The sequence below is a fragment of the Pedobacter sp. Leaf176 genome (assembly GCF_001424305.1).
Taxonomy (GTDB): Bacteria; Bacteroidota; Bacteroidia; order Sphingobacteriales; family Sphingobacteriaceae; genus Pedobacter.
Window position 1 is genome coordinate 1,123,891 of sequence record NZ_LMPD01000001.1, and the last position, 22,997, is coordinate 1,146,887.

A 22,997-nucleotide genomic window follows, 5' to 3' on the forward strand; every position below is an offset into this window, starting at 1 on the left:
TAAATGGAAAAAACGAAAATAGGCTGGATTGGCCTCGGTAACATGGGCATTCCAATGGTGTCGCAGCTCATAAAAGCAGCACATTACGTTACGGTTTATAACAGGAGTAAGGATAAAGCAGATTTTGTAAAAAATGCAGGCGCTTTCACGGCACCAACACCGAAAGAATTGTTAAATAATTCTGATATTATTTTTGTGATGGTCTCGGATGACGAAGCCATTAACCAAATTTTCAAAGGCGAAGAAGGTCTGTTTGCTGGTGACATAGCAGGAAAAATCATTGTTAACATGAGTACTGTTTCACCAGGCATTAGCAAGGATGTAGCTGCGGCGTGCAAAAAAAATGAAGCCTTTTATTTGGATGCACCTGTATCCGGAAGTGTAAAGCAGGCTGAAACCGGCACACTTGTAATCATGGTTGGCGGAGATGAGATTGTTTTTGAAAAGATAAAACCTGTTTTAGAAAAGCTGGGAAAGCTAGTCATGCTGATTGGCGGTAATGGAGCAGGAAATTATGCAAAACTAGCCATTAATGCTTTACTTGCACTATATGCTCAGGGACTCGCCGAAACAATCGTATTTGCAAATCAAAATGGTGTTGAAACCGAAGGGCTGCTTGAACTGATAAATAATGCTGCAATAGGGAATCTGTTTACCACAATCAAAGGTGATGCAATTTTGCAGAATAATTTCAAACCTGCCTTTGCGCTGAAACACATTGTTAAAGATTTAGGCTTGGCAAAAGCAGAAGGACTGTCTTCTCCATTGGCTAACGCCGCATTCGGAAGCTTTCAAAATGCCGAAGCTGAACTCGGAGAAGAAGACATCATTGCAATTATTAAGACGCTAAAGTAAACAGGTTTAAACATTATATCGATTAACTTGTTATCATTCAATTAATCAATATAATATGAACATTACATTAGAGCAAGCAGAATCAGTTATCGCTGCCGCTAAAAAGCAGGCTACAGAACTGAAAACTAAAATGAATATCGCTGTGGTAGATTCCGGAAGCAATCTGATTGCTTTTGTGCATATGGATGGCGGCTGGATCGGTTCAGTTGATATATCAGTCAAGAAAGCCAAAACAGCGGCATGGTTTCAAATGGATACCAAGGCACTTACACCGCTGGTTCAGCCTGGTCAGCCATTGTTCAATATTGAACATTCCAACGGAGGATTAATTACTTTTCCTGGAGGCGTAATTCTGAAAAATAGTTCAGGAGAAATCATTGGTGCCGTAGGGGTTTCGGGAAGTACAGTTGAGGATGATCATACCGTTGCAGAAGCAGGTGCGGGTGCAGTAAAATAAAATGAGGCTGTCTCATAATGTGGTGATATCTTAAGGGATAAAAATTCTATAAAAATCAATACAGCAACGGGAGAATTTAAGAGAACTAAATTTCCTGCTGCTGTCGTCATAGTGAGTAGGCTTTTTCAGCCCAACGAAGCAATCTTTGTTGTATGGAACATACATAAAAGATTGCTTTGTCATTCCTCCTCGCATCCGATAACTATCGGATGACGACTTTTCTATTTGACGCTGTCAGTGGCAACTTGCCGAAGAAATTGGAAAATGAACGTTAGGTTTCGGCAAATAACCCGAATCTTCTGGAAACTCAACGCGACAAATTCAAAGATAACTGATTTCCAGATAGCCGCCTCCTCAAAAATTTACCGGGGCATTTTCATTAATGCCGGATAAATCCTGAAGAATACCTGCGCACCAATAGGGTTTTTGCCATACAGGTTGTTTAACGCAGTACTGGTATGGTAAAATGAAACCTGACCGCCTATTGCACCTCTGAACTTTTTCAGATTAACAACATCATAATTTACACCGAGGCTTAAAGCATTCACCCCAAATAGGTTTGCTACGTACAAGGTTTCGCCGAGATTTAATTCCTCAGCCGACTTTTGAACCCACTCATATCTTCCATAGCTTGAAAATTTCCTTATCCGGTAAGCTGCCTCCAGTAGAACTGCGTTTTCTCCCTCGTGGTTTTTCACTTTATTCAATCCCCAGAGTACTGTCGCGTTCAGATTTCGCTCATCGCCTAGCGGCAAAGCGTAAATAGCTGAAGCAATAGTTCTGTTAACATTCTCATTTGCATGCAAACTTTCGGGACTCTTTATCCAGCCATGCGACACCTGTAAAGCCCAGTTTTTATTCGGATTGAAAGATAATCTGCCACTGTAGGAATCAAAACGCGGTTTGTCAAAATCGAAACGGTTTTCATCAGGTTCTCTTCCGGTAAAAGATGAAGCTTCGATTTTAAATTTGGCGTATCGGTAACCGAGGGTTGCAACACCAAAGGTGATGTGCGTGCCGTCATTCCAATGATGTGAAATTGGCGCATCCGGATTTGATAAAGCAGAAGGGCGGTGCATAAATGCAACAGAGCCCAGTGCTGGCTCGCCAGGGTAACCAAGGTAAAAAGTTAGATCTGATCTTTTTGAAAAAGCATAAGTATAGGCAACTGATAATTCTGAAAATAAATCGTGCGGGTGCTGCCTATCGACTAAAGGATTACCTTTCCAGCTTTCTCCGGTTTGAAAAAGCAAAGGGTAACCATTTCCGCCTTCCGTCAGTCTATCAGCCGACAACATAACGCCAAAATGAAACAGTCCATTTTCGCCGACTTTGCGCTGTCCCATTCCCATAAACCAGTTTGGTGCATCGAATTTTTTATCGCCCCTGTCGCCTTTATTGCCGATATCCTGATTGGTATAGCGTAATGCAATATTTCCATGAAGCATGTACATCCATTTTTTAGAATGAATCATTAATCCATACATTGGTGAAGCATCAGGTAACCAGGATGTTCCTGAACCATTTCTGCTCATGGGTAGATTTAATGAATAGGAATGACTCATTGGCATTTGCATAGGATGCATACTGTGATCCATTCCGGCCATCGCGGTATCTGCTTTTTTTACAACAAAATCTTTATTGGCAGGCATATGCATTTCGTGCTGTGCGCTTGATATGAGCGGAATCCAAAATGTAATAAAGCTAAGTAGTAGTAATTTCACTTTCATGTTTCGGGATGATTAAATAATTAACAAAATTAATCCAATGCCCCCGGGAGGGTTTATATGATTTCAGAAATATCTTACATAATTAGTTTATAACACTACAGACATATACACCAGAAGAAATTTTAAAAAAAAAATCATAATACTTGCTTCGTACGAAAAATATCGTACCTTTGAATTATGAAAGCTAACAGTTCTGAAAACAATCTGCCTGAACCAACCAAAGCGGAGTTGGAAATCCTTCAGGTTTTATGGGAATTCGGGCCATCGACCGTTCGTTTTGTGAATGATAAACTCAATGAACAAAGAGAGGTGAACTATACTTCCACTTTAAAACAAATGCAGATTCTGACAGACAAGGGTATTTTGAAGCGCGACGAAAGTCAGATGAAGCACATTTACATCCCGGTAGAAGCGGAGTCCAAAACCAAAAATCAGTTATTAGACAAGTTTGTAAATACACTTTACAAAGGTTCGGCCTCTTCGTTGGTTATGCAGTTATTAGGCAACGAAAATACTTCGAAAGAAGACATCGATAAAATTAAAAAGCTATTAGATAGCTATGAAAAATAATTATTAATTCTTAAGAACCACAATTATGGAATTTAATTTAACAAAGTTTTTACCGTCAAACTGGCTTCATGCGGTAGGTGCCACTCTTTTTCACTCACTCTGGCTGGGTGTAATCCTGTCGTTTATTGTTGCGATAATCTTATTTTCAACCAGGAAAACTTCTGCAGCTCTACGATACAATTTATTAACCGCCAGCCTTTCCTTGTTCGTTTTAACGATTTCTATATTATTTTACAACGCTTTAGGAGCTCTGGACTCATTAAGCTCAGAAACTCAGGTTATTTCTGCAGAGATAAAAAATGGGGTTCAGGCCAACCGATCTGAAATGATTAGCAGCCCTGATTTTGTGACCGGATTCAATCAGATTATGGTCATATGGAATGCTTATGCAGCTCAAATTGTCGTTGTATGGTTTTTTATCATTTGTATTAAAAGTGCGCAACTGCTTGTTGGGTTAAACGGCATCAGTCACCTTAAACATAATAAGGTTTATGCAGCCGGCCGTAAATGGGATGAGAAAATAAGCCAGCTTTCTGATAGGCTAGGCATCAGTCAGAAAGTGAATATTCTGCAATCCGGAATGGCGCAGGTTCCAATGGTTGTTGGCCATTTTAAACCTTTGGTTCTGATCCCGCTTGGCTTGCTAAATGGACTTTCGGATAGTGAGGTTGAAGCCATTCTTTGTCATGAACTTGCACATATAAAACGAAGGGATTACCTGGTAAACCTGATGCAAAGCTTCATAGAAATTGTGTTTTTCTTCAACCCTGCGGTGTTATGGATTTCGAAATTAATCAGGGAAGAGCGTGAAAACTGTTGCGATGATTTGGCGGTTTCGCAAATGGCAGATAAGCGAAGTTATGTGAAGGCACTAATCACTTGTCAGGAATTTCAACTGAATGCGCCATCATTGGCTATGGCGGTTACGGGCAAAAAAAACCATCTTTTTAACCGCATTAGCCGAATGCTGTTCGATACTAAAACCACTTTAAATAAAATGGAAAAAACGATATTAACCGTTACTTTAGTTTCGGTTGTTATTTGCTCAGCCGCATTTAAAAATGTTGCAGAATCCGGTAAATCCATGGGAAATAATTCACGTTCTCACAGTGAAGTATTTCAGGATACAACAAAAAAGAAAATACAAGTTGAAATTGCAAGGAAACAAGCCAATTCAGACAGGCAACAGGCAATAAATGATGCAAAGCAAGCCCAGGTTGATTCCAAACAGGCTGTTATTGATTCTAAACAATTTGTTGAAGATGCTAAGCAAGCAGCCGACGATGCTAAAATTGCTGCTGAAGATGCTAAGGTAGCAAAACAAGATGCACTTCAAGCCCAGATAGATGCTAAAATTGCATATGAGGAAGCCAAAATGCATAGCAATGGCAAGAACCTTGAAGCCGCTAAAATTGCACAAGAACGGGCAAATCAGGTTCAAATAAACACTAAAATTGCAATAAAGCAGGCACATCAGGCCCAGATTGATGCCAAAATAGCAATAAAAAATGCGGAGCTGTACAAAAATAACAACCAAGATTTTAATGTTCCTCCAACACCATCCAGTCCGGCAGCACCGGCAGCACCACCAGTACCCCCACTACATGGAAATCAGGAAGGACAAGAGCGTGGATCAAAAACAAAAACTAAAACAGGTACACAAAGAACAGTCCAATCCATAACGAGCACGGATTCTGACGTGCACGATTATAAATCCATTATAAAGGATATGATTAAAGATGGCATCATCAAGAATCAAAACAAACTTTCTTACAAACTGGATAAAAATGCCCTGATTGTTAACGGTGTCAAGCAGACGGAAGATTACCATAAAAAGTACAAAAGCAAATTCCTGCAACGGAATAATGCAGCCCTGCTTTATCAATATGAAACGAATTCATCAACGGTAACCACGCCTTAAATATAAACTGACCCCAGGATTTTATGAAGAATAAGTTAATGGCTTTTTTAGCCCTATGGATAACTATTGCCTTTACTTCCGTACAAGCTCAGGTACCAGAATTGAAAATTCACGGCGTCGTAGTGGATGAAGGTGCAAAAGCTATAGAAGCTGCAACCGTAGCTTTATACAATGCCAAAGATTCTGTCCTGCTTAAAACAATCCTTACCGAAGCCAATGGCAATTTTACTTTTAAAGGCATTGCGCCCGGTAAATACCAATTGCGGATTTCAGTTATGGGATATAATGTCTATAAAACGGAGCTAAAAGATTTAGGCCCGTCAAATCCTGAAATTAATCTGAATCAAATTAAACTGGTGCCAACGTCAAATCAACTCGGTACCGTAAATATTAGCGGCAAGAAGGCTTTCGTTGAGCAAAAGATAGATAGGATGGTGGTTAACGTAGATGCCTTGATTTCAAATGCAGGAACGACAGCACTGGATGTGCTTTCAAAATCGCCGGGGGTAAATGTGGATCAAAATGGATTGATTAGCTTAAAAGGAAAAAACGGCGTAAACATTTTTATAGACGATAAACCAACTTATCTTTCCGGGGCAGATTTGGAAAGTTACCTGCGTTCCCTTCCTTCGTCGTCGCTGGAACAGATAGAACTCATGACCAATCCACCAGCTAAATATGACGCTGCCGGCAATGCAGGGGTTATTAATATAAAAACAAAAAAGAATAAGGTTTCAGGATTTAACGGAGGTGTGAATCTGAGTATAAATCAAGGTGAATTAACCCGGTCAAACAACAGCGTCAACCTGAATTACCGAAAAAACAAAATAAATATATTTGGCAATTTTAGCCATAATCTGAACAACAGCTTTACCGATTTGGATTTAAACCGGATTTACAAAAATCCTGATAATTCACCTAAATATTTTTTCAACCAGAATTCTTACTTTAAAAGACATGGAAACACTTTCAGTGCCAAGGCCGGGTTGGATTTTTATCAGACTGAAAAAACGACATGGGGTTTTGTATTTACTGGTATGAGCAGAAAATCCTCACAGGTTAATAACAATACGAGTAATTTACTGAATTCAATAAAGCAACCCGATTCGATAATAAAGGCAGAAAATATCGATGATATAAATTATAAAAATGCGGCCTTTAACCTGAATTACAGGCATAAATTTGATAAGGAAAATGGTGATATAACCTTCGATTTAGATTACCTGAACTATAGAAATCAAACGAATCAAAATTATTATAATTACAGTTATTTTCCTGATATGCGGCTAAAATCACAGGATTTGTTAACCGGTGATTTGCCGTCTGATATCGATATTTATACCGCAAAAACCGATTATACTAAACCAATTAACGAATTGTGGAAGTTAGAAGCGGGCTTGAAAACCAGTTATACCAAAACCAATAATGCTGCGAATTATCTGAACACTGCAAATGGGAATACATCCATTGACTATGAAAAAACCAATCAATTCATTTACAAGGAAAACATTAATGCCGCCTATGTAAATATGACTATGGAAGGTAAACGTTTATCATTGCAGGCTGGTTTAAGGTTTGAAACGACAGTATCCGACGGGCACCAATTAGGCAATCTGGTTAAAGCAGATTCGTCTTTTAAAAGAACTTATAAAAGTTTATTCCCGACAGCGTATTTATCTTACAAACTTGATACAGCAGGCAATAATCAAATTGGCCTAAACTACGGGCGAAGAATAGACAGACCATATTACCAGGATTTAAATCCCTTTTATTCGCCACTGGATAAGTTCACATATTATGTAGGAAACCCTTTTCTAAAACCTGCATTCACCCAGAGTCTGGAACTTAGCCACACTTTTATGAACAAAATTACGACCACGGTGGGTTATAGCTGGATTAAAGATGAGGTTAGTGAAACCATTGAAATTGTAAACGGAACTTATTATAGCAGACCAGCAAATATTGGTACAGGAATAGTAAAAAATATCTCTTTAAAAACGGATTTAGATATTACGAAGTGGTTGAGCACACATATTTATATGGAACTCGCTAATGTAATTTCTAAAACTAATTTTTATACAGGCTACCTCGTTACTAACGGAACTTATTTTAGTACAAATCCTAACCTTCAGTTTAAAATAAGTCCGAGTTTGAGTGCAGAAGCAAATTTCAGGTACCAGAGCAAGTTTTCAAACGTCCAGTTCTTAATCGGAGAAGTTCATGAATTTGGTGCTGCTGTTCAGAAAAAACTATCGGCTAAAAGTACCTTAAGATTATCTGCGTCCGATATTTTCAGAAACAGGGTTATCGTAGGGGTAATTAATAACCTGGCCGCAACTGATGCAAACTGGACAAACCGGTCTGATAGCCGGACTGTCGTTTTAAGCTATAGTTATCGTTTCGGAAAGGCATTTTCATCACCTGCAAAGCATGAAGCATCTGGCGCTGATGATGAAAAGAACAGAGTTAAGAATTAGCATTATATCTTCAAAAAATTCCCAAAGCATTTTTTGAAGATATATTGAAACCTCTTTCAAACCGGTTTAATATAAATTCTTAAATTAGCTGGAATGGCAGAACTAATTAAAATAATAAACAGCCACATTCTGATTGAATTTGATAGGGGGCGCTTCGATGATTGGTGTGTTTACCTGACTAAAAAAGGAAGCCGGCGTTATCCGCCTTCAGATGCCGAATATTTTAGCCGGCTTCAGGAATTGGGAAAAGTATATTCCTGCCAAAGAATCTACAACGATTTTATAAAATTCTACAACCCAACCGATAAAGCCATCAGCCTGGACATTTTAAAAATGATAGATATTCTTGCGGAAAGTTATGCCGGAGACGAAGAAGAAATGAATACCTGGTTTACGGTCATTTACGCAGGTATAGTAGCCGAAGAAAATAAAGAACATGCTGTTTTAAAGAAGCGAATTAAAAGGCTAGGCATGCATCAGGCATTAACTGAAAATCTGACACCGGAGTACGCAGCAAACTTCTCAAAAGGTAAAACAGTGAAGGAATTGGATTTGATTATGAAGGCTTTAGAGATATAGCTATTTTCTTATTCCTCAATCTAATTGATAACCCAATTTATCCAGCGTGTTGCCATTATACATCTTCATGGTACCCATTGTTCTGAGTAGCGGAATTCTGGCTTGACCATTCAATTGTAAACAAATAATAGGAACACTCTTCTATTGTAAACGTATTCCAGTAATAGGATATGTTATGTTCCATTCAGGAGGATGCCAAGTAATTCCGGGACTGATGTAAAGCTATATCAGGACTATACAAAACAAGATACAGTAACAACAAATTCTACTGTAAACAAATAGCAGTAACATTGTTTTATAGTGTAAATTTAATCTAGACATCCCAAAGATTTCTCCACTGCGGTCGAAAGGACGATTTGACGAAATGGAACACATAACTGTTATGTCGGACTTTCGCCGGACTAATGTCGGGGTTTCGTCGGGCTTATGACAATTGTGTCCGACCGTACCCCGTTGTAATTGTGGTTAAAAGCAGGCACAACTTAGTCCAAATCCTAAAGCTTGAGTTAGATTGATTTAACGGTGTCAGGTTTTAAAACAAAAAGAGGTTGTCTCAAAAAGATTTACGCTGACTCAAAGCAGATTATATTTCGATACGTCGTCGTTCCCAATTTAATTGCGAATACTAATGCTATTGCTGAGATTAGCTTCGCTGAGCAATCGTGGTTCCCGCCTGCGCGAGAATGACGGAGGAAAGGAATAAGATTACGACCTTAAAGGTAGATTTTAATTTGATACAGCCTCTTTTATGAAATAAAACAGATAACGGTTTTTTTCCCAACAGTATGTTTGTTCCTCGCTAGCGCGGGGAGTGCAACGTCATTAGCTTGAGCAAAAACACAAAAAAAATTGTCAAGCTGAGCTTGTCGAAGCCATATATTTTGTGTTTTTCAGTAAACGGTCTTCGACAAGCTCAGACTGACAAAATAAAGCTTAACCAAGCCATCTCTATTGAAAAAATTTCCGAAGCCATGTTATTCTTTGAATTACTCATAATTCCGCACTAAAACCTCGTCTATTTCTCCACGTTTTTCACCATCAGAATTAATAGACCGGTTTGCTTTAATTAGGTTTACCTGATAGTCTTTATACTGATCTCTAATAAAATCAGTTGCTGAATTGGATAATAAGAATTTTACGCCCCTGGCGTTTAATTCGTCACATGCTTCCCGTAGCCTGATTTGGTCTTTATCTCCCCAGCCACCTTGTATATATCCGGTGAAGTTTGAGCTTTCAGAAACCGGATGATAGGGAGGATCAAGATAAACAAATGAATTTTCAGTGGCTTTTTTTAAAACCAAACTATAGTCTCCATTCATGAGCTGAATATTATTTGAGTTCAGGTAGTCACTAACGGCCTTTAAAGTCGGTTCATTTATGATGTTCGGATTTTTATACCTTCCAAAAGGCGAGTTGAATTCTCCTGAACTATTCACCCTGTATAATCCGTTAAAACAGGTTTTGTTCAAATAAATTATCCTTGATGCTTTTTGAACAGCTGTTAAGGAGTTGTAATCAGGATTTCTGTCCAGGGCTCTGATTTCATAAAAATACTCACTTTCATTTTTATGTTTTTTCAGATCTTCCAGTAATTCGGCTAAGTGGTTCTTTATGGTTGAGTAAACATTTATAAGCTCACTGTTGAAATCATTAATAATTGCATTTTTTGGCTGGAGGTGAAATAAGGTAGCGCCTCCACCTATAAATGGTTCAATATAATCAGCATATTTTTTGGGTATTAAAGCCTCAATAGATGGCATAATTTGTCTTTTCCCGCCAACCCATTTTAAAAAAGGTGCTATTAATTTATTTTTTGCCACGCTAATTTTTACTAAAAATATTAGCGGGCAAGATAATGATTTTGTTAAGTATCCTCCAAAATTTAATTATGATTTAAAACCGAGCTCCCATTTATTTTGAGTAAATTTGTAGAAATCAGGAAGGTCGCATTCTCCGACCGAAAAATTAAATCTGCTAAAGCGATAAACCATCTCTTTTCAATACAAGATTTTCTTTAAATACCAGGATTGAGCAAATAAGATGGCTTTGGATAAGAAGCTTGTCGGTTAAATTATAAATATGAAAGATCAGGAAATAGAATTTCAGGCAAAAATGTATGCTTACGCAATAAATAGCGCAACTAAAGAGCACGGTTTCAAAAAAGATGAGGGCTGGAAAGTTACCCTGGCTAATGAACAGGAAAAAGCAGAAATTGAACAGAAATACTATCCAACGGTATCAACCCAGATAACTGCAGGTTCACTGCTTAAATTATCGGAGTTTGTGAAAGACATATTGAACCTTACACCAGTATTTGCGAATGACCCGATTAATGCATTTGGTGCACAGCATTCAGATTCTGAATACATTATTGCCTATAATCCAATCAGGGTACACCGTTAAAATTAGCTTAATCGTTTCGTAAAATCTGCAGCGGTGGTTTATTTAATATGCTTCTGCTGCTTAACACACCCGTAATTACAACCAGTAAAACGACGCTGCCAAAAAGTAAAAGTGTTGGGAACAAGGGTGGTGAAAACGAAGCATCGAAACTAAATTTTGCAAGGGCCCAACTTCCGCTTAATGCAAGAATTAAACCTGCAGCGGCCGCGAATAAACCTAAAAAGAAATATTCTATTGCGTTAATCGCAAGAATCTGGTTCCTGCTCGCGCCAATCGTTCTCAGTAAAATACTTTCTTTTATCCGCTGATTTTTACTGGTCAACACGGCAGATATTAAAACTATCCATCCGGTTACCATACTAAAACCAGCCATAAATTGAATTACAAAGCTGATTTTTCCGAGTAATTCATCCAAAAGTTTTAAAACCAATCCTAAATCGATAACCGATATGTTCGGGAACTTACGCACCACGGCACCCTGAAAACTGGCAGATGCCTCACTATTTGGAACCCTGGTCATCAGCACATGGAATTGAGGTGCCTGTTCTAATACACCCGACGGAAAAACTACGCGAAAATTGGTTTGCATCCTGCTCCAGTTTACTTCCCTTAAACTACCCACCACTGTCGGTAATAACATCCCCTGAACATTAAAAACAATTTTATCGTTTAGTTTAACTTTAATGCTCCGTGCAAAATTCTGATCCAATGAAATGTAAACGACATCTTCAGGGCCATTTACTTTTCCAACCCACTTTCCGTCTACAATTTTTTCTGCTGCGGTTAAAGTATCCTGATAAGTCGCGCGGATTTCGTTTCTAAAAGCCCTTTTATTTGTGCTGTCTGCACCGGCTTTTTTTCCATTAATCTCTTCAATACGCATCGTAATCACCGGAACCTGGTTCATTAAAGGCAATTTATAAGATTTCGTCAGATTGGATACTGCTGATTTTTGTGTGCTTTGAATATCGAACAAGACCATGTTTGGTTGTGTAGCGCCCGAAGAAAGCGTAACCCGGTTTATCAAAATTCCCTGAACAAAATAAAGCGTGCAGATAAAAGCTGTTGATAAGCCAATGGATACGGTGAGCATTAAAGTCTGGTTGTTAGGACGGTACAGGTTGGCAAAGCCTTGCCTCCATAAATAACTTAATGATGCTGGCATTAGCTTTCGAACTAAAAACATCAGCACAGCTGAAAATAACAACAGTAAGAGAAAGGCAATTAATAGCCCGGAAGTGAAGGCCATGGTTTGAACCCAGCTTTTCGTCTGTAAGTACGTAAAACCAATTACAAAGGCTACCATCAGTAAATACACCAAGCCTTTTAAGTAGTCCCGTTTTTTTGCTGCCGTTCCTTCGAAATTTGCCCTGATGGCATTTAATGGTGAAATATTCCTTACCGATAGTAATGATGGCAATGCAAATAAAACGGAAATAACCAATCCGAGTAATAAGCCTTGTCCGATAGCAGGCCAGGAAATCTGCATGGTGATTTCAACAGGCAGAAAATCCTTCAGAACAATTGGTAGGAGAAATTGTATCAGTGTGCCCAAAACTGAACCCATTATGGCAGCCAAAAGGCCGATAAAGGCCACCTGGATTAGGTAAATCAGAAAGGCATCCCAAGCCTTTAAACCCAGGCAACGCAATATTGCAATAGCGGATAACTTTTCCTGTATGTACACATGGATTGCGCTACCTACACCAACGCATCCGAGTAGCAGGGCGATAAACCCTGTTAAAGCTAAAAATCGGTTTAAATCCCTGAAGGAGCGGCCAGTTTGTTCTTTTCGTTCCGCGACTGTGTCTAAATCCAGACCTTCTTTTTCCAGTTTTGGTTGCAGGGTTTTAATTACGGCATCGAGTTCATTTGCGCGGTTGAATTTATAATAATATTTGTAGTTAATGCGGCTGCCGGTTTTCACCAGGCCTGTTTTGTCTAAATATTTGAGTGGAATGTAAACGATCGGTGCAATGCTTGATGAAATGCCCGTTTGCCCGGGTGCTTTGTCCAGGGCACCTGCAATTTTAAAAGTCAAGTCGCCAACAGTTATTGAATCGCCTGTTTTCGCCCCAAACTGAAGCATCAGAGTATTATCAACCAGAGCAGTCCTGCCATTTAAAAAATCTTTAGCTGCTGTAACTGGGGTCGTTTCAATTGAACCATAAAAAGGATAATTGCCCTCCAGCGCCTTCATTTGTACCAACCTGCTTCCTCCATCTTTAACAAAATAGACCATCGACGCAAAGGTGCTTTCCGATGCGCGATCATCGCCCATTGTTTGGAGCAATTTCAGCGTTTGTTTACTTACCGTTTTACGACTTTCAACAATTAAATCGGCGCCTGTTAATTCTTTTGCCTGTCGGTCGATGTCGTTCTGCAGGTTATCTTTAAAGGAATATACCGCAACCAGGGCTGCGATGCCTAAAATAATTGAAGAGAGGAATAAGAATAGTCTCGAACGGTTTTTACGGCTGTCCCTCCAAGCCATTTTGAATAACCACGCCATCGAAGAACGTTGTTTTGGAAGCATACTCTTAAGCATAACTCGGGTTTTCATCTGTTAGGATTAATCCGCCCTTCATTTTGATCACCCGGTTTGTTTTGGCAGCCAAATCAGGGTCGTGGGTCACAATAACCAATGTTGTTCCTGCATCTTTATTCAAATCAAACAAAAGCTTAATGATCCGGTCGCTGGTTTCCGCATCCAGGTTTCCCGTCGGTTCGTCGGCAAATAATAGCGCCGGACTGTTTGAAAATGCCCTTGCCAGTGAAACCCTTTGCTGCTCCCCGCCCGATAGTTGTATGGGGTAATGGTGACCCCGGTCTGCCAGACCAACCTTGTCTAACAATTCAAGTGCATGAGCTTTAATATTCTTTGCGCCTCTTAATTCTAATGGAACCATTACATTTTCCAATGCGGTAAGGGTGGGTAAGAGCTGGAAATTCTGAAAAATAAAGCCAACATACTGGTTGCGAACTGCTGCCCTTTTATCTTCCGATAGTTTATCCAGAACAATGCCGTTGAGTTCAACACTGCCTGTGCTGGCCTGATCTAAGCCTGCACATAGGCCAAGTAGTGTCGTTTTTCCACTTCCGGAGGGACCGATAATTGATACGGTAGAGCCCGCTTTAACTGAGAAATTAACGTTATTTAAAACGGTAAGTTCACGGCCTGCACTTTGATAAATTTTACTTACATTTCGGATGTTCAGTATGGTTTCCAATGGCTGAAGATTTTAATTTTTGATTTAAAGCTGACCAAACATATGGCTGCCTTTTCCGTTAAATATAATGGCTTTTAGATTTTAAGAGATAGAATAAATAGATATGTTACGAAAACGCTTAATGACTTTAATTGTTTTGACAGGAATATTACAAGCCTGTTCAGGTTCGGGCGATAAAGGTAAACCCAATGCGACAGAGACGGAGAAGAGTAGTGCAAATCCTACCGTAATAACTACTAAAAATATCCTCTTTTTTGGTACCAGCCTAACCGCTGGTTATGGGCTCGATCCTACAGAGGCTTATCCTGCACTAATCCAAAATAGAATTGACTCTTTAAACCTGCCTTATAAAGTGATTAACGGTGGGCTGAGCGGTGAAACTTCGGCAGGCGGGAAGGGCAGGATAGATTGGCTTTTGAAACAGAAGGTTGATATTTTTGTACTTGAATTAGGGTCGAATGATGGCCTTCGTGGTGTACCAGTTGCTGTAACCACTAAAAATTTGCAAGACATAATTGACCGGGTAAAGGCAAAATATCCCGAAGCAAAGCTGGTGATGGCTGGGATGCAAATGCCTCCAAGTATGGGTAAGAAGTATGCTGCTGATTTCAAAAACATGTTTCCTGAACTCGCAAAAAAAAATAATATGAGTTTGATTCCTTTCCTGCTCGAAAAGGTTGGTGGTGTTCCTAAACTCAATCAGGCCGATGGCATTCATCCGACGGCAGAGGGCGATAAAATACTGGCAGAAAACGTTTGGAAAGTTTTGAAGCCACTGCTTTAGATCATCTTCCATGACGAAAACAGACCGACTTATCCGATGGGTTGCAGAACAGCATGAAGGGCAGATCATTAAGAAAACCAACCTGCCATACGTCACTCACCTGTTAACCGTAGCCTCAATTAGCAAGCCTTTCATTAAATTTGGTTTCGAAATTGGTCTTTGTCATGATTTACTGGAAGATACCGATACTTCAATCGAATTGCTTTTCAATATGCTCCAGAATTTTGGCTATTCCTTTGACGATGCTAATGAAATCACCATGTGCGTAAAGGAGTTGACGGACGTTTACACTAAAAACGATTTTCCTTTTTTGAGTAAGAAAGCGCGAAAAAAAAGGGAAGATAAGCGTCTCATTTTAATCAGTCCAACCGCGCAAACCGTAAAGTATGCCGACCTGAATGACAATGTAAATTGGGTATTGAAATACGATAAAAAGAATGCAAGAGAATACCTTAAGAAAAAGCGTAAACTTTTGGTAAATCTTGATAAAGGAAATATCGAATTAAGAAAAGAGTTGTTGGGACTTATTGATATAAGCCTCGCTGATTTTAAAGGTTGATGGGTTGTTTTGCGTGTTGAAAAACTTAATTTCTTAGGAAATTAAATTAATAATATAGTATGGAACGATAATTTGTTCATATGCGCCTGAACTATGGTTATAACAACAACATCATCTTTTGTCGACTAACTAACGTCTCTTGCGATTTAATATTTGCGCAGATAATCAGCATGTACACAATATTTCCCTAATTTTAACTCCTTAAAGTTGTATGATAAATTAGGTGATTTGAAAAAATTATTGGTTTTTTGCCGCATCAAAAAATAGGCGATGTCGATTTTTTATTAGCTGCGTAATTTGCAACATCAATTAAACCGAATGCTTTGTGATACATCTTTTGGGCTATGATTTGTATGGAGGACATCAGATAATGTACACTTTGTTGAATTTTTAGTCTTTTTTTTATCGGATTAAATATTATAAATTGCATGGCGCTCTTTTTCATGATTATATGGCTGTAGCACCCGAACAAACACGTCCGATACCTTTAAACGAAGCGGAACGAATAAAAACCCTAGCAGAATTCGATTTTGATTTCACTGATATTCAAACCAATTTCGATAACATAACGGCTCTTGCGGCAAAAATTTCCGGAACGAACATATCATTGGTCAATCTGATAGATTCATTTACACAATGGTCCGTTTCCAATTATGGGTTGGAAATTGATCAAATGCCACGCGATGAGTCGATTTGTCAATATACAATTGCCCAGGACGGTCACTTTGAAATCAGCGACTTGTCTTCCGATGAACGGTCTAAAGATTTCTTTTATGTGCGTGGACCACTGAATTTGCGTTACTATTTCGGTATACCGTTAAGAACGCCCGAAGGTTATAACATTGGCGCATTATGTGTGTTGGATCAGGATGTCAAAAAGCTGAGTCCTGAAAAGATTGAATTATTAAAGTTGCTTGCCATAGAAGTGGTCGACAAATTCGTTAACCTGAAGGTACTGCACAACACCAGGTTGAGTTTGGATGATTTGAGCATTAAGCAACGTAAACTTGCACATGATATTCGTGGCCCGCTTTCGGGAATTAAGGGCCTTATTGAAATCATCAGGACGAGGGGTTACAAAAATAAAATGTTCGATGTGATGGATTATCTTTTCATGATCGATAAAAGTAACAATGAAGTGCTCGACCTGACGGAAGAAATTCTTATTGAGGAGAAAAAGATTATTAAAGATGATTTTAATCTGAATATCTTTAAAGATAAGCTGGAAAAGCTTTATGCCCCTCAGGCAAAAGCTAAAAATATTTTTTTTAAGGTATCTGTTATTTCAGCACATAATGAAGTTAATTTTTCAAAAAGTAAATTACTTCATATTTCAGGTAATCTAATTTCGAACGCGATAAAATTTAGTTCAGACTATGGGGCCGTTACGGTTAAACTAGGCTTAGATATTAAGGAACAGGAAAAAAACCTAAGGATAAGTGTATCCGACAATGGAAACGGCTTATCACAGGCTAAAATTGATCAGGTTATGAACGGTGATTTAGAATCATCAGATGGCACCCAGGGCGAGCGTGGTTATGGATTTGGTTTACCCATGGTTTTACGTGATATAAAAAGTTTGAACGGAAGCATGGAGATTATCTCAGAGGAGGGCTGGGGGACAAATTTTGAAGTTAAAATACCTTTTTAATAACAGACGGAAAACATTCAGTTAATATTGACTTTTTGCATATAAAAAAAGACAAATATCACAAAAATAGTACAGGCAGATTTGTGTTTAATGATTATATTTGGATATGCAGCACGCGGTTCAAAATATAGTTAGCCAACCCACAAAGTCTAAAAAAGCATCGGAGGAAATTAATAAATTCGATAAAACTTTGGCAGACAATTTCAAGGCTGCGCTACTGTTTAGTCAATGGCAGCGCCAGAAGTAATTCAGGAAAATACCATTTATTCTCATTTATATATTTAAAAAAGAATTGATTAGTAATACGCCCAAAAGGCCGGTTACAGATACAATGCTTTCCATTATAGTCCAGGTTTTAAAAGTTTGTTCTAAACTAAGGTTAAAATATTCTTTAAACATCCAGAAGCCCGTGTCATTGACATGAGAAAACATTAAACTACCTGCTCCAACTGAAAGAACCATTAACTCCGGTGAAGCATCCGCGCCGACAAGCGGTAAAACAATACCCGATGCTGTCAAAGCAGCAACGGTCGCAGATCCAAGGGCGATTCTAAGCAATGCCGTAATCATCCAGGCTAAAAACAGGGGAGATAAATTTAAATCTGCAGTAAGTATTTTAACGGTTTCGCCAACGCCACTATCAACTAATATTTGTTTAAAAGCACCGCCGGCTGCGATGATTAGGATAATCATTGCGATGCTCTTTACACCCTCAACACATGATTCCATTGTTTTTGCGATACCGGCTTCCTGAACTAAAACCGTAATAACAACCGCGGCCAAAAGTGCGGCGGTTGGATCCGACAGGAAAACAAATATTGGTTTTAATACATAGGGAGTAGTTATTGTTGTGGCAATTGTACCTGCAACGATTAGTAATACAGGCAACATGGCAACTGAGAAGCTTTTTAAGCCTGAAGGCAAATTTCTGTCTTCTGTCAAAATGAAATCTTTTTGAAGGCTTAATGTGTTCTTACTTATCATTAAACGGGGAAAATACACGCCGGCAAGTATGGCTATGGGCACACTCAATCCTAAACCATAAATAAGTGTTTTGCCAATATCGGCATGAAAAATTGCAGCCAGCGCAACAGGCCCCGGATGTGGTGGTAAGAAGCCGTGAGTAACAGAAAGTGCTGCCGCCATGGGTATGCCGATATACAGCTTAGGCAAGCCGGTAGCCGATGCAATGGCAAAAACCAGGGGAATCAGCACCACAAAGCCGGCATTATAAAACAGCGGTATGCCAACAAGCAATCCCGTTAATAATACAGCCCATTGAATGTTTTTCTTTCCAAAAAATTTGATGAGGATAAAAACAATTTTTGTTGCTGCACCGCTATCCTCAATAAGTTTGCCCATCATGGCACCCAGAGCAAGCACCATAACCATACTTCCAAGCGTACTACCAATACCATTGCCCACCGAAACCATTACTTTTGATGGCGGCATGCCTAAAAATAATCCGGTGGTGATTGCGGTAAGGAGTAAGGCAATCATCGGATTAAACTTTTTGATAATCAAAAACAAGAGCAATAAAATGCCGGCAAGTACAATTAATAAAGACATGTTTTAACCATTTAAATGATAAAGCTGGTGCATCGTGATACTTAAATTTGCGTACAGTTGTTTAAATAACATAAAATTCTTTTGATGGAAACTGTATTTTTTAAGATCAGGTTCAATTGTTTCTTGCTTTTTGTTTGCAGAAACCGGATATGTTTTTGTTAAACCCATTGCCTTTGCAGCAAGATATGCTGCACCAACAGCTGAGGCATCTTCCTCTAAAACTAAAGCCAGTTTTTTACCTGTAACATCGGCAAGAATCTGCATCCATATTTTCGAGTGGGTAAAACCGCCGCTCACATGTATTTGGCGAATAGTTTCCGATTGGCCTTCCACGGCCTCCAATACATCTTTGAGCGCATAGCATATACCTTCCACAACAGCTCTTGCAAGGTGTTTTTGTTCATGTTTGAGGTTTAATCCAAAAAATGTTCCACAGGCTTCACTATCCCAGATGGGTGCCCTTTCGCCTGCTAGGTAAGGTAAAAAAATTAATCCATTACTGCCGGAAGCCGTATTTTCCACTTGTTCGAACAAATTCTGGTAATCTTCCGCGTGTAATTTTTCTTTTTTAAAGATGTTCTTTAAAAGCCATTGCAAGGTGCGGCCTCCGTTATTTATCGGACCACCACATATGTAAGTTTTATCGTCCAGGATATAACTAAATGTCATTGCTGAAGGATTGAATATGGGTTTTGGACTGGCCAATCTTAAGGCGCCACTTGTACCAATTGTAACGGATGCCAGACCATCTGCAGTAGCCTCGCTACCAAGATTTGCCAAACAGCCATCGCTTGCTCCAATTACAAAACTAGTGCTTAATTCCTCAAATATTGTTGGAAGCGGATTTGAATTATAATAATCTGTTGAAACAGGCGTGGAGAGTTGACTGTCAGTAATACCTGCTAATTCCAGGGCTTGCTTGTCCCAGGTTTTTGTATGAATATTAAATAAACCACTACAGGATGCTATGGAATAATCTATGCGGTATTCACCAAATAATTTAAACCAGATGTATTCTTTGATGGAAATAAATTTTTTGGTTTTAGCAATCAATTCAGGATCATTTTTCTGAAGCCAAATCAGCTTGCATAGCGGCGACATAGAATGAATGGGCGTACCGCTTGCTTTATAGACATTCAGTCCTGCTTCCGATTCTTTTAACTGTTTAGCCTCTTCAGAACTTCTGTTATCTGCCCAGGTCATCATTGGTGAGAGCACACGATGTGTTTCATCAACTAATATTAAACTATGCATCGCCGAACTCAATCCGATGCATATCGGATTTGCCTGCAACTTATTTATTAATTCCTTTATACAGGATACAAAAGCTTCCCAGATTAATCCAGGATCCTGTTCGCTATAGCCGGGCTTTAAAGATTCGGTAGGATAAAAAAACTGGCTGCTTGTTATTGGTTCGTATTGCAGATTCAAAGCCACGGCTTTGGTACTGCCGGTGCCAATATCAAGCCCGATTAGATAGTTCATGCAAGAAAATTAAATTGCAATTTAAGTTTTGTTTTTTATTTAAATTAATTTGATTTAATAAAATGAACATTGCAATCTTACAATAGACAAAGCCTGGTTAAGTGCTTAAAATTTTAAGATTATCTACCGATAGGATGCAATAACGTGTGTTGTTTTAATAATTAAATATCAGCCTGTTATTTGAGGTCTGAATGCGGTTGTAGCTGGACTAAACGATGTAGCTATGCGTGCTGATGGGGATTAGTTGTTACCATTACTGCGTGCGCTTCTTCTCCTCCTCACTTGCCGAAGTTCTTTTTCTCGCTGCTGCCGGATTGCCACCAATTCGGTACGAGAAGCTTAAAGTAGCGCTACGGGTATCATTTTGCTCGTAAAAGCCATTGAGTTGATTTTCATAATCAACATCAATGCGGTAGGCATTTCCATAAAATATATCACTCACGGCCAGTCTTAAAGTTCCTTTACCTTTAAACAAGCCCTTGCTCATGCCAGCACTCACGTCATAAAGCCGTGCAAGCTTATAAATGCCCTGTATGGTAGGAGAAGAGTACCATGCACTGATTTCTGCTTTTAGACCCTGAGTTTTATTTAACGTAAAAGCATGGCTAGAACTTAGATAGATGCCCCAAACATGATAATCATAACTGGTCTGTAAATACCAGGACTTTTCCTGACGGTAGGTGCCTTGTGCATAATTATTGATTTCCCACCAGCTAGCTGGTTTAATTGGAAAGGATGCCGAAAAGCCCATCTCCTGGCTTAAATCGAGGTTCCTCTGGGTATCATAAAAGAGTTTTGTAGTGTTATCCTGTACGGTAATATTACTAAAATAATCAACCATACGCCGTAGGTAAAATGAAATGTTGTATTGCTGTTTATAAGTATAGCCGACTTCACCATTGTAAATAAATGCAGGTTGCAATGCAGGGTTTCCTTCGAGGTAGGTATAGGGACTGGTGTAGGATTTAAAAGGGTTTAGCCTCCAATATTCAGGCCGGCTGATCCTCGAATTATAGGTGAAGTTTAATTCGTTGTCTTTATTCATTTTATAAACCAGAAAAAGCGTGGGGAAAAGCTTAAAATAGTGGTTCTGGTTGTTGGTGTTTAATACCATCGATTTGCCGATTATTCGGGTATATTCACCACGTAGACCGCCCTTAATACTCCATTTACCGGCATCTCCACTAATACTGGCATAAATAGCCGATATGTTTTCGGCATATTCAAAACGATCGCTGCGGCTGCTTACCAATTCGGGACCTGTGGCTGGATTATTATAAAAATCAAAGCTGTTCCGCGTGCGGATACTGCTATATTTTAGGCCAGATTCAAATGTCCAGTTCTTCCAGAACTTATCCGTATAATCTATTTTTCCGGAATAGATATTAATATGCTGATCTGAAGGTGTAAAGATATGGTACTGATCAGGAAGCGGACTGCCATTACCATTTATGCCGTAAGTATCTACCTGCTGGCTGTTTTTATTCTGATAAGGTACATAATCCATATCTACATTAATATTCCGGCCGTTGGTATCTAATTTAATCTTATAGTTGATATTAAAACTATATTGACGGGCTTTTCCATTAGAAACGTTCTGGGTATGGAGAATAGAATCTGGTACTGGGGAGTGGTTGTTAACAATAGTTGTTAATGTATTATTCGGTCTGCTGTTCACGCTATTATAGCCGTTTACCAAAATACCGATTACCTGTTTGCTGTTGAAGTTGTAATCGGCACCAATTTTATAACTATTCGAATGCCCCTTTCGTATTCCCAATTTATCATTCCGCCAATCCGAATAATTTTCAGGCGAGTCGAAAATAACATATTCCCTTTCTGTATGGTCCTTTTTACGTCTGCTATAGCCGTAACTGCCATATACATTCAGTTTGTCTTTCCGGTAATTGAATACCATGCTTGGATTATAGCTGCTATAGTTTGATTGGGTGTAACCGCCAGAAAGTACCAGGTTAAAACCATCACCTTTTGGTTTTTTAGAAATGATATTGATTACGGCACCTCCCTGGGCATCGTATCTGGCGGTTGGATTGGCCATAATTTCTATTTTAGCAATATTATCCGAGGGTAAACTCCTAAGGTATGCTGCGAGATCTTCGCCCGATAACCTGATGGGCTTATCGTCCATATAAATTACTACACCTTTATTGTTTGCCGTTATTCCGCCATCAAAGCGTGTCTGTACGCCTGGTGCTTTACCCAATGCATCCCAAACTGTTGTACCGCTAGCCACTATGCTGTTTTCTACATTAAATATTACCCTGTCGATTTTTCTGATAATAACTGTTTTTGAAGCAGATACCGTAACCTGATCCAGGGTTTTATCATCATTGTTCATCACTAGGTTTATGGAATCCATTGGAAGATTTAGTGCTTTGCTCATATCCTGATATCCAACGGCTTTCAAAATTAAAACATAACTGCCTTTTAAAGGCTGCTGAAAACTGAACAAGCCGTTTTTTGCAATCCGGGTGGCTAGGGTCGAATCCGCCTGATGAAGAATAATGGTTACCCGATCTATCGGTTCTCCATTTTTATCTTTTACCAAACCTTTACGCAATTGTGCTGAAGCAAGTAATGGAAAGCAGAAGAACAGGAGTATGGTTAACTTTTTCATGTTTCAAAACTAATTGCTAACCATGTAAAGGAAAGTTAATCTCGGTTAAATAAGGTTAAATCTTCTGCCCATACTTCCATTGATAAAAT

At 39.0% G+C, this 22,997-nt stretch carries 17 protein-coding genes; 10 read left to right on the forward strand and 7 right to left on the reverse strand.

Annotated elements, in window-relative coordinates; translation table 11 throughout:
- The first annotated feature begins 3 nt into the window (after window positions 1–3).
- Window positions 4–855, forward strand: a complete 852-nt coding sequence (locus ASF92_RS05140; protein WP_056088731.1) for an NAD(P)-dependent oxidoreductase — start codon at window positions 4–6, stop codon at window positions 853–855.
- A gap of 55 nt (window positions 856–910) precedes the next feature.
- Window positions 911–1,312: a heme-binding protein gene (locus ASF92_RS05145; protein ID WP_056088733.1), complete on the forward strand. Its 402-nt coding sequence runs from the start codon at window positions 911–913 to the stop codon at window positions 1,310–1,312.
- A gap of 362 nt (window positions 1,313–1,674) precedes the next feature.
- On the opposite strand, the gene ASF92_RS05150 is transcribed toward ASF92_RS05145, so the two are convergent.
- The gene (locus ASF92_RS05150; protein ID WP_056088736.1) at window positions 1,675–3,042 is read right to left on the reverse strand and encodes a hypothetical protein; all 1,368 of its coding nucleotides are present in this window, start codon (window positions 3,040–3,042) and stop codon (window positions 1,675–1,677) included.
- Window positions 3,043–3,219: 177 nt separating this feature from the next.
- On the opposite strand from ASF92_RS05150, the gene ASF92_RS05155 reads away from it, so the two are divergent.
- The 4 genes from ASF92_RS05155 to ASF92_RS05170 all read left to right on the forward strand — a co-directional run bounded on the left by ASF92_RS05155 (window position 3,220) and on the right by ASF92_RS05170 (window position 8,589).
- A complete protein-coding gene (locus tag ASF92_RS05155; RefSeq protein WP_056088739.1) occupies window positions 3,220–3,612 on the forward strand; it encodes a BlaI/MecI/CopY family transcriptional regulator in 393 nt (130 codons plus the stop codon).
- Between the two features lie 25 nt (window positions 3,613–3,637).
- Window positions 3,638–5,533, forward strand: a complete 1,896-nt coding sequence (locus ASF92_RS05160; RefSeq protein WP_056088742.1) for a M56 family metallopeptidase — start codon at window positions 3,638–3,640, stop codon at window positions 5,531–5,533.
- Window positions 5,534–5,556: 23 nt separating this feature from the next.
- Complete coding sequence (locus ASF92_RS05165) at window positions 5,557–8,010, forward strand: TonB-dependent receptor (RefSeq protein WP_082489447.1); 2,454 nt, start codon at window positions 5,557–5,559, stop codon at window positions 8,008–8,010.
- A gap of 93 nt (window positions 8,011–8,103) precedes the next feature.
- Complete coding sequence (locus tag ASF92_RS05170; RefSeq protein WP_056088747.1) at window positions 8,104–8,589, forward strand: hypothetical protein; 486 nt, start codon at window positions 8,104–8,106, stop codon at window positions 8,587–8,589.
- A gap of 986 nt (window positions 8,590–9,575) precedes the next feature.
- Here the strand turns inward: ASF92_RS05170 and ASF92_RS05175 are convergent.
- Window positions 9,576–10,409 carry a DNA adenine methylase gene (locus tag ASF92_RS05175; protein WP_056088749.1) on the reverse strand — a complete coding sequence of 278 codons (834 nt, stop codon included), beginning with the start codon at window positions 10,407–10,409 and terminating at the stop codon, window positions 9,576–9,578.
- Window positions 10,410–10,668: 259 nt separating this feature from the next.
- On the opposite strand from ASF92_RS05175, the gene ASF92_RS05180 reads away from it, so the two are divergent.
- Window positions 10,669–10,992 (forward strand): hypothetical protein, encoded by a 324-nt coding sequence (locus ASF92_RS05180; protein WP_056088752.1) that lies wholly within the window; start codon window positions 10,669–10,671, stop codon window positions 10,990–10,992.
- Between the two features lie 7 nt (window positions 10,993–10,999).
- Here the strand turns inward: ASF92_RS05180 and ASF92_RS05185 are convergent, their stop codons facing one another.
- Together ASF92_RS05185 and ASF92_RS05190 are read right to left on the reverse strand one after the other, a co-directional pair.
- The gene (locus ASF92_RS05185) at window positions 11,000–13,555 is read right to left on the reverse strand and encodes an ABC transporter permease (RefSeq protein ID WP_231729743.1); all 2,556 of its coding nucleotides are present in this window, start codon (window positions 13,553–13,555) and stop codon (window positions 11,000–11,002) included.
- Entirely contained in the window at window positions 13,533–14,222 is a 690-nt protein-coding gene (locus ASF92_RS05190; RefSeq protein WP_056088758.1) for an ABC transporter ATP-binding protein, read from the reverse strand. The genes ASF92_RS05185 and ASF92_RS05190 overlap by 23 nt, the downstream gene beginning before the upstream one ends.
- Before the next feature lie 103 nt (window positions 14,223–14,325).
- On the opposite strand from ASF92_RS05190, the gene ASF92_RS05195 reads away from it, so the two are divergent.
- The 3 genes from ASF92_RS05195 (at window position 14,326) to ASF92_RS05210 (ending at window position 17,216) form a co-directional block, all read left to right on the forward strand.
- On the forward strand, window positions 14,326–15,006 hold the full coding sequence (locus tag ASF92_RS05195; RefSeq protein ID WP_056088761.1) for an arylesterase: 681 nt from the start codon (window positions 14,326–14,328) through the stop codon (window positions 15,004–15,006).
- A gap of 10 nt (window positions 15,007–15,016) precedes the next feature.
- Window positions 15,017–15,565, forward strand: a complete 549-nt coding sequence (locus ASF92_RS05200) for a hypothetical protein (protein WP_056088763.1) — start codon at window positions 15,017–15,019, stop codon at window positions 15,563–15,565.
- A gap of 451 nt (window positions 15,566–16,016) precedes the next feature.
- A complete protein-coding gene (locus ASF92_RS05210) occupies window positions 16,017–17,216 on the forward strand; it encodes a GAF domain-containing sensor histidine kinase (RefSeq protein WP_056088768.1) in 1,200 nt (399 codons plus the stop codon).
- A 273-nt stretch (window positions 17,217–17,489) separates the two neighbouring features.
- On the opposite strand, the gene ASF92_RS05215 is transcribed toward ASF92_RS05210, so the two are convergent.
- The 3 genes from ASF92_RS05215 to ASF92_RS05225 all read right to left on the reverse strand — a co-directional run bounded on the left by ASF92_RS05215 (window position 17,490) and on the right by ASF92_RS05225 (window position 22,908).
- Window positions 17,490–18,785, reverse strand: coding sequence for a gluconate:H+ symporter (locus ASF92_RS05215; protein WP_056088771.1), 1,296 nt, complete (start codon window positions 18,783–18,785; stop codon window positions 17,490–17,492).
- 3 nt (window positions 18,786–18,788) lie between these two features.
- Complete coding sequence (locus tag ASF92_RS05220) at window positions 18,789–20,270, reverse strand: gluconokinase (RefSeq protein ID WP_056088774.1); 1,482 nt, start codon at window positions 20,268–20,270, stop codon at window positions 18,789–18,791.
- 253 nt (window positions 20,271–20,523) lie between these two features.
- Window positions 20,524–22,908 carry an outer membrane beta-barrel protein gene (locus tag ASF92_RS05225; protein WP_056088779.1) on the reverse strand — a complete coding sequence of 795 codons (2,385 nt, stop codon included), beginning with the start codon at window positions 22,906–22,908 and terminating at the stop codon, window positions 20,524–20,526.
- Window positions 22,909–22,997: the final 89 nt, after the last annotated feature.